The sequence below is a fragment of the Catenibacterium sp. UBA627 genome (assembly GCF_002299355.1).
GTDB classification, from domain to species: Bacteria; Bacillota_I; Bacilli_A; order Erysipelotrichales; family Coprobacillaceae; genus Catenibacterium; species Catenibacterium mitsuoka.
Genome location: NZ_DBPF01000038.1, coordinates 1 through 8,741, shown reverse-complemented (window position 1 = coordinate 8,741; position 8,741 = coordinate 1). Strand labels below are relative to the sequence as shown.

Below are 8,741 nucleotides of genomic sequence, written 5' to 3'. Positions count from 1 at the left end.
CGGTGTAGAAGTTGTACTACAACCCGTGATAAGTATCATTGATAAGAATATACTAAATAGCTTCTTCATAAATTCCTCCTGTCACTCATTATAGACAACTATTTTTCTTCTACAAGAAAAAAAGGCAGGAAAATCCTGCCTCTAACGGACACCGCCGCCTCCGCCACCGGAGAAGCCGCCTCCACCACCACTAAATGATGACGAACCACCTTGTCCTGCGCTTGCAGCTGAAGAAGCTGCACTCATACTATTATGTGCAAATGTATGGGTATAGTAATAAATTGGGAAGTTATTGTAAGTTGTTGTTTCTTCATAACGAGGAATCACAACCTTCAATTGTTTTTCTACACGATCTGCAATGCCAAGTACTGCTGCAAAGATGAGATATTCATCCCAAAGTTTAACTTCAATGGCTGCTTTTTCTTTCATATTGTCTTCATCATCAAGGAAGTTATTAAATCCCCATACATAAAGGCATTGATCGTACGCTTTATCTGTCCATACCGTACGATCATGTGGAATATTCCAGAATAAGAAGCGTTTATAAATAGTCGCTGTTTTTGCGTAACCATTCTCATTCATAAAATTTTCTGTGACATTATCCACTTTATCGAACCAATCATCTATCTTCTTATAATGTTTGCTGCACCATTTCTGAAATGTTTTTGTTTGAAGAACACCCTCTTTAGACGCAAGAATAAACATCTTATAAAGTGCTGTTTCCTGCTTATTCTCAAACTTTGCATCTATATCAAGATACATATCATAATTCTTTTTCTTGACAATTGCGCCGCTTTCCTTTTCTCTAATTGTGATTATACCATCACGTACCCATTTCAAGATAAATCCAGACACCAGGTTTTCACGACTCTCATCATCACCGATAATATCCAGCTTTTTAGCTAGATAATAGAACAAGAATATATCTTTATTACATGGAATTTCTCTAAATGGAGTTGCTTCTTTACCTTTGATTGTACGTCCATTCTCAAATACAACACCCGAATCCGTGAATACAATAACAGCAGCTATAACAAAGATAACCATTACAATCACAAAGATGATGAAAATAAAGAGCATAATCTTCGCTACTTTTGACATGCCACCAGAATAACTAGATCCTTCTTTTGCGTCCTTCACAACATCTTCAAACTTTTCACTTGCATGACGTTTATTAGGTGATGTATAAGAATTACTTTCAAGACCCATTAATAACTGCATCTTATTACTACCTAAAGAGTCTGTTTTTAAAATAACACCACCATTATCAAAATTCACACTACCTGAATAACCAAATGCCCAGATTTTCGCATTCTCTTTACTATAGGGTGTAATACCAGTCACATGAATTGTGACATCTGCAACATCCAATGACATATCACTAATAAAAGCATAGTTAATACCCTGTTGGTCCTTATACTGATTCACAAAATGCTCAATCTGATAAACCATTGTATAAGAACGTGTCCCATAATCACCTAGACCAAAGCACAACTCATAGTGGCCGCCATCTTTAATCAAACCACATTTATTAATCTTAGATTCTCTAGAAACATCAGAATCCCATGTACCGATATTTTTGTATGTTACCCCACGATCATCAGTGACACCAATAAGTGTCAATGGCTGATCATCCATACCATTGAATATTTTGTAGCCTTCTGTCCCTTCCGATACATCCATATCCCATTTCTCTACAAATGTTGCTGTACCATTTTGATCAATCTGGCAGGTAATGCCAATATTGTTTACTTTTGTGCTTGATGCATCAACTGTCGTTGGCATTAACAGCAATAAAACTGTAAGAAATGATAATAAGCGTTTCATTAGAATTGTACCTTTGGTACTTCTTTAGATGCTTCATCCACTTCAAAGAAGTTCATCTTTTCAAAGTGGAACATTGAAGCAATGATATTAGAAGGGAACATTTCTAACTTATTCACATACTGTTTAACATCATCATTATAGAACTGTCTTGCATAACTGATCTTATCTTCAGTTTCCTTTAAATCATTCTGTAGAGACATGAAGTTTGTATTAGCCTTTAAATCAGGATAACTTTCCTGAAGCATCATTAAACGACTTAATGATCTTTCTAATTCACCAGCATTCTTAAGCTGTTCTTCTGGTGTAGAAGCAGTTACATAACTGTTTCTTGCACGAATAGCTCCTTCAAGTGTTTCCTTTTCATGCTTTGCATAACCTTTTACAGTTTCTACAATATTAGGAATCATATCTGCACGTCTTTTTAATTGAACATCAATCTGTGCCCATGCCCCGCGACACTTATTTCTAGACTTAACAAGTCCATTATATGTTGTGATTGTATATAAAACAATTAATACAACCACTACTACAGCAATAATTAAACCCATAATTATTTCCTCCTTTTATACATAATCAATTATATCAACAATTACATTTAAATACATCAAAAAAGGCTATGATGTAAAATCATAACCTTAAGGTGTTTATTACTTTAATTTTGTAATATCAACTAATGAAGTTGGACCCTGATGTCTCTTTTCTAGGCAGTTGATTAATGCATGTGCTGTATCTAATGATGTATAGATAGGGATACCTGCTTCAACTGCAAATCTTCTGATTAAGAAACCATCCTTTAAGTTATCATTTCTTGTAGGAATATCGATAACTAAGTCAACAGTATCAGTTAACATTAAGTCAAAGATTGTGTTAGACTTTTCCGTAATTCTGTTAACTCTATGAACTGGTACATCATGTTCCTTTAAGAAGTTATAAGTACCTTCTGTTGAATAAAGATCATATCCAAACATATAGAACTGTTTAGCGATTGGTAAGAATTCTTCTTTAGAGCTGTCCTTGATTGTACAGATGATATTCTTCTTCTTTGGTAAGTTGATACCTGTTCCAATGAATGCCTTATAGATTGCTTCATCAAATGTCTTTGCGATACCTAATACTTCACCTGTAGATTTCATTTCTGGGCCAAGTGAAATTTCAGCACCCTTGATCTTTTCAAATGAGAAGACTGGCATCTTAACTGCAACAGTTTCTTTTTCTGGCTGTAAACCATATTCATAACCCTGATCTTTGATTGAATGACCCATGATAACCTTAGTTGCAACATCTACTACTGGAATATCTGTTACCTTTGAGATATATGGAATTGTACGAGAAGATCTTGGGTTTACTTCGATTACATAAACTTCATCTTCATATACGATGAACTGGATGTTGATTAATCCAATAACATGTAGTGCTTTAGCTAAGCGCTGAGTATAGTCGCAGATAACTTTCTTGATTTCAGGCTTGATCTTCTGTGGTGGATATACTGAGATACTGTCACCAGAGTGAACACCAGCTCTTTCAACGTGTTCCATAACACCAGGAATAAGTACGCCGTTTTCATCGCATACAGCATCTACTTCTACTTCCTTACCTGATAAGTACTTATCGATAAGAATTGGATGTTCCTGGAACTGACGGTTGATGATCTTCATGAACTTCTTGATATCACCATCATTTAAGGCGATTTCCATACCTGCACCACCTAGTACATATGATGGACGTACAAGTACTGGGTAACCTAATTTATTCGCAACTTCTAATGCTTCATCTACTGTAAATACTGTTGCCCCTCTAGGACGATCGATTTCACATTTTTCTAAGACTTCATCAAAACGTTCTCTATCTTCTGCAGCATCTACGCTATCAGCTGAAGTACCAAGGATAGGAACTCCCATATCCATTAAGTCCTGAGTTAACTTAATAGCTGTCTGACCACCAAACTGAACGATTGCGCCATCTGGTTTTTCAAGTTCAACAATGCTCTGAACATCTTCCTGAGTAAGTGGTTCAAAGTATAATCTATCAGCAATGTCGAAGTCAGTAGAAACTGTTTCTGGGTTGTTGTTGACGATGATTGTTTCATAGCCAGCAGCTCTTAATGCCCATACACAATGTACTGAACAATAATCGAATTCGATACCCTGTCCAATACGGATTGGGCCTGAACCTAATACCATAACCTTCTTACGAGTGTTATCTGGTTTAATTTCATGTTCTCCACCATATACTGAATAGAAATATGGAGTTTCAGCATCAAATTCTGCAGCACAAGTATCAACTGTCTTGAATGCGGCAGTGATATTGTTTTCTAAACGATAATCATGAATTTCATTCTTATCTTTACCAGTTAAGTCTGCAATAACTCTATCTGGGAATTCAACTCTCTTAGCAGCCTTTAATAATTCTGGAGTTAATTCCTCTGTCTTTAATTTATTTTCAATTTCTACAAGATGTTTGATCTTATCAATAAACCATGAATCAATCTTAGTGATATTATGGATTTCTTCTTCAGTAATGCCCTGTCTTAATGCTTCGGCTACTGCGAAGATTCTCTGATCATCTACATCTTTTAATTTAGTTCTTAAGTATTCTGTATCTTTACCTTCCATTTCAGGAATTGATAAATAGAATACATTCTGTTCAAGTGAACGTAATGCTTTCATTAAAGCACCTTCGAAGTTATTACAGATTGCCATAACTTCACCAGTTGCCTTCATCTGTGTACCAAGTTTTCTTGATGCACCATAGAACTTATCGAATGGCCATTTAGGAATCTTACATACGATATAGTCTAATGTTGGTTCATAAGAAGCATATGTCTTACCTGTTACAGCGTTCACGATTTCATCAAGTGAATAACCTAATGCAATCTTAGCAGCTAACTTCGCAATAGGGTAACCAGTTGCTTTAGAAGCTAAAGCTGAAGAACGGCTGACACGTGGGTTAACTTCGATAACACAATATTCAAAAGAATTTGGGTTTAATGCGAACTGTACGTTACATCCACCCTTGATATTTAATGCAGTGATGATGTTTAAAGCAGAGCTTCTTAACATCTGATATTCTTTATCACCTAAAGTCTGAGAAGGAGCTACTACGATAGAGTCACCAGTATGAACACCTACTGGGTCAACGTTTTCCATATTACATACTGTAATACAGTTACCATTGCCATCTCTCATTACTTCGTATTCGATTTCCTTCCAACCGGCAATACATCTTTCAATTAAGCACTGAGATACACGTGATAATCTTAAACCATTAGAACAGATATCATGTAATTCTTCAGGAGTTTCAGCAATACCTCCGCCAGTACCACCAAGTGTATATGCTGGTCTTACTACTACTGGATAACCAATCTTTTCAGCAAATTCTAATGCATCATCTACATGGTTAACAACTGTTGAAGCAGCCACTGGTTCATGGATTCTTTCCATTAATTCCTTGAATTCAAGACGGTCTTCTGCAAGCTTGATTGTAGTTGTATCAGTACCGATAGTACGTACATTATGTGCTTCTAAGAAACCTTCATCAGCAAGTGCCATTGCAATATTTAAGGCATTCTGACCACCAAGTGTTGGCAAGATTGAATCTGGTTTTTCTTTTAAGATTAAGTTCTTAACAACAGGAACTGTTAAAGGTTCAATATAAACATGATCTGCAATATCCTTATCAGTCATGATTGTTGCAGGGTTAGAGTTAATAAGAACGACTTCAATTCCTTCTTCTTTTAATGCACGACAAGCCTGAGTACCTGCATAGTCGAATTCAGCTGCCTGTCCAATAATAATTGGTCCTGATCCAATAACAAGAACCTTTTTTATATCTTTATTCTTAGGCATTCTACTTTCCCTCCATCATCTTAATAAACTCATCAAATAAATATTCAGTATCTCTAGGTCCAGCATTTGCTTCTGGGTGGAACTGAACAGTTTTGATATTCTTATTTAAATATTCAACACCTTCAATAGTGCCATCATTTACGTTTCTAAACCAAGCCTTAGCCACTGCAGGATCAATTGAATCATCCTTGATAACATAGTTATGGTTCTGTGTAGAGATATAAACACGGTTAGTGTCTAAATCCTTAACTGGATGGTTTGCACCATGATGTCCATATTTTAATTTTTCTGTCTTGAAGCCATGAGCAAGAGCCATTAACTGATGTCCAAGACAAATTGCGAAAATTGGCATACCGCTTTCTGATAATTTCTTCACTTCTGCGATAATATCAGTTACTTCAGCTGGGTCACCAGGACCGTTACTTAACATAATACCATCAAAGTTACCTTCTAATACTTCAGAAGCAGGTGTAGTAGCTGGGAATACTGTCACTTCACAGTTTCTCTTTGCTAATTCATTCGCAATATTATGCTTAGCACCAAAGTCATATAAAGCAACTTTCATTCTGCCTGTACCAACAGTATGTTTTTCTTTACATGTACATGCCTTTACAACACCCTGTACCTTGAATGCTTTAATCTTGTCGATGACTTCGCTTACTTCATACTTATGAGTAGTGATCATACCATTCATACAACCATCATTACGAAGTAACTTAGTAAGTGCACGTGTATCAATTCCCTGGATACCTGGAATATGATTACGTACTAAATAATCATTTAAATCTTCATTCTTTCTAAAGTTAGATCCTAAACGTGATAATTCGTTTACTACAAATCCTTCAACATATGGGTGTTCAGATTCCTGATCTTCTAAACATACACCATAGTTACCAATAAGTGGGTAAGTCATTACAACACTCTGACCTGCATAAGATGGGTCTGTCAACACTTCTACATAACCAGTCATTGAAGTATTGAAGACAAATTCGCTTATGACTTCTTTTTCATATCCAAAGCTTTCCCCTTCAAACACATGTCCGTCTTCTAAAATTAAATAAGCTTTCATAGTCAACCTCCTCAATTATGAAAAAGACATATCACCAATAGATGATATGTCCTTAAAATAAGAAATCTAAAAAATGAAAATAAGAACCCTTAAGAAACACGTTTGCGAAAACTGAAGTTGTCATAATTGTGTTTGCGTTCATATTCTCACTCCTTCTGTTGTAGTATAAACGATATTAAGATTGTAAGCAAGCAAAAAATGAATACTCAAAAATTTTTATTTTACTATTTTGAAGTTGTCAAATAGTGGTAGATTGCACCTATAATATTGGCATCATTCGCAAAAGCACATTTCTTTACAACAGGCTTAATACGTGCTGGTTCAACCTTGTCTATAATGATATCTAAACGATTATTGATTTCATCAATCATATCTTCTCTTACAGAGATGCCCCCACCAATAATAATCACTTCTGGATCATAAGAATATTGAATATTATAGATACCTACTGCAAGAGCATAATAGAAACGATTGACATACTTCTTAAATACTTCATTTTCGTTGGCATGATCAAAGATATAACGTCCATCATATGTCTCACCTAGTTCTTTTTCTACACCCTTGACGATTGCAACTGTAGAATCAAGAGACCAATTGTTAAACTCAAGTGAATCTGCATCAAAGTTATTGATCATATAACCAAATTCACCGCCATGAAGATGCTGTCCCTTATGAATCTTCTTATCTTTAACCACAGCACCACCAATACCTGTACCACATACGACAAAGCAGCAATCCTGATTATCTTTAGCGGAACCTAGCCATACTTCTGCAAGTGCTGCACAGTTGGCATCATTTTCTAATTCTACACGTGTCTGTAACCTTTCTTCTAGATCCTTCTTTATATTAGGACCATGAATATAGTCAATCGCAGACGCACCATAAATCACACCTTCATCACTTGCAACAGCCCCAGGCATACTTAACGCAATACCATCAACATCTCTTTCTTTATAAATAGTTTCAATAGCCTGATACATGTCTTCTAAAGTATCAGGTGTTTTAAATGACCCCTTATCAAATAAATGACCCTTTTCATCGCATGTTGCGTATTTGACAGAAGTACCTCCTACATCAATTCCTAGTAACATATCAATTTCCTCCTATCTATAGGATATCACAAAAGAAATGCACAATAGTAAAATAGATTAAAAAAAGGAATAACGTTACGTTATTCCTTAGTTAACACGATGAATTTCTAAACCATTCTGTTTAAATGTTTCAACAATTGTATCGATATGTGCTTCACCATTTGTTTCACAAGTGACTCTTAATTCTACTTCAGAGAATCTTGCGAAGTTCTTGAACTGGTTATGATCAACCGCTACAACATTCGCATTACATTCATTTAATAGATGTGCAACTTTTTCTAACTGTCCAGGAATATCTGGAAGCTGTACTGAGAATGAGAAGATTCTACCTCTTTCAATAAGTCCCTTATTAATCATAGAAGAAATAGAAAGTACATCGATGTTTCCACCTGATACAAGTGAAACAACCTTCTTATTCTTTTCATTGAGTTTCTTTAATGCAGCAAGTGAAAGAATACCTGAGTTTTCAGCTACAAGCTTATGTTTTTCTACTAATACTAAGAATGCATCCATTAACTCATAATCGCTGACTGTGATGATACCATCTACATATTGTTTGATATATTCAAAAGGCTTTTCACCAATTGTCTTAACTGCAGTACCATCCGCAATAGTCACTGCTTCATTTAAGGAAACGATACGATCTTCATTAATGGCAGCAAGGGCGCTGGCAGCTCCTTCTGGTTCTACACCGATGATCTTAACTGTTGGTTTAATAAGTTTTGCGGCACAGGCAATACCTGAAATCAATCCTCCACCACCAACTGGTACAAGAATAATATCTGTATCTGGTAATTCTTCGAGAATTTCTAAGGCAATGGTTCCCTGACCTTCAATGACATCTTCATCATCAAATGGATGTACAAATGTATAGCCATGTTCCTTCTGTAATTCTACTGCCTTATTATA

6 protein-coding genes are annotated in these 8,741 nt (G+C 35.7%); all 6 read right to left on the bottom strand.

Going from position 1 to position 8,741, the window contains the following annotated elements:
- Positions 1–141 precede the first annotated feature (141 nt).
- On the bottom strand, positions 142–1,827 hold the full coding sequence (locus tag B2S90_RS02805; protein WP_286696512.1) for a DUF2207 family protein: 1,686 nt from the start codon (positions 1,825–1,827) through the stop codon (positions 142–144).
- A complete protein-coding gene (locus B2S90_RS02800; RefSeq protein WP_278780284.1) occupies positions 1,827–2,375 on the bottom strand; it encodes a LemA family protein in 549 nt (182 codons plus the stop codon). The genes B2S90_RS02805 and B2S90_RS02800 overlap by 1 nt, the downstream gene beginning before the upstream one ends.
- Positions 2,376–2,474: 99 nt before the next feature.
- Positions 2,475–5,672 (bottom strand): carbamoyl-phosphate synthase large subunit, encoded by a 3,198-nt coding sequence (gene carB / locus B2S90_RS02795; RefSeq protein WP_278780283.1) that lies wholly within the window; start codon positions 5,670–5,672, stop codon positions 2,475–2,477.
- 1 nt (position 5,673) lies between these two features.
- On the bottom strand, positions 5,674–6,741 hold the full coding sequence (locus tag B2S90_RS02790; RefSeq protein ID WP_055233218.1) for a carbamoyl phosphate synthase small subunit: 1,068 nt from the start codon (positions 6,739–6,741) through the stop codon (positions 5,674–5,676).
- Positions 6,742–6,965: 224 nt separating this feature from the next.
- Positions 6,966–7,832, bottom strand: a complete 867-nt coding sequence (locus tag B2S90_RS02785; protein ID WP_286696511.1) for an ROK family protein — start codon at positions 7,830–7,832, stop codon at positions 6,966–6,968.
- A gap of 87 nt (positions 7,833–7,919) precedes the next feature.
- Positions 7,920–8,741 (bottom strand): pyridoxal-phosphate dependent enzyme (locus tag B2S90_RS02780; protein WP_286696510.1); only part of this gene is annotated, 822 nt, incomplete at its 5' end.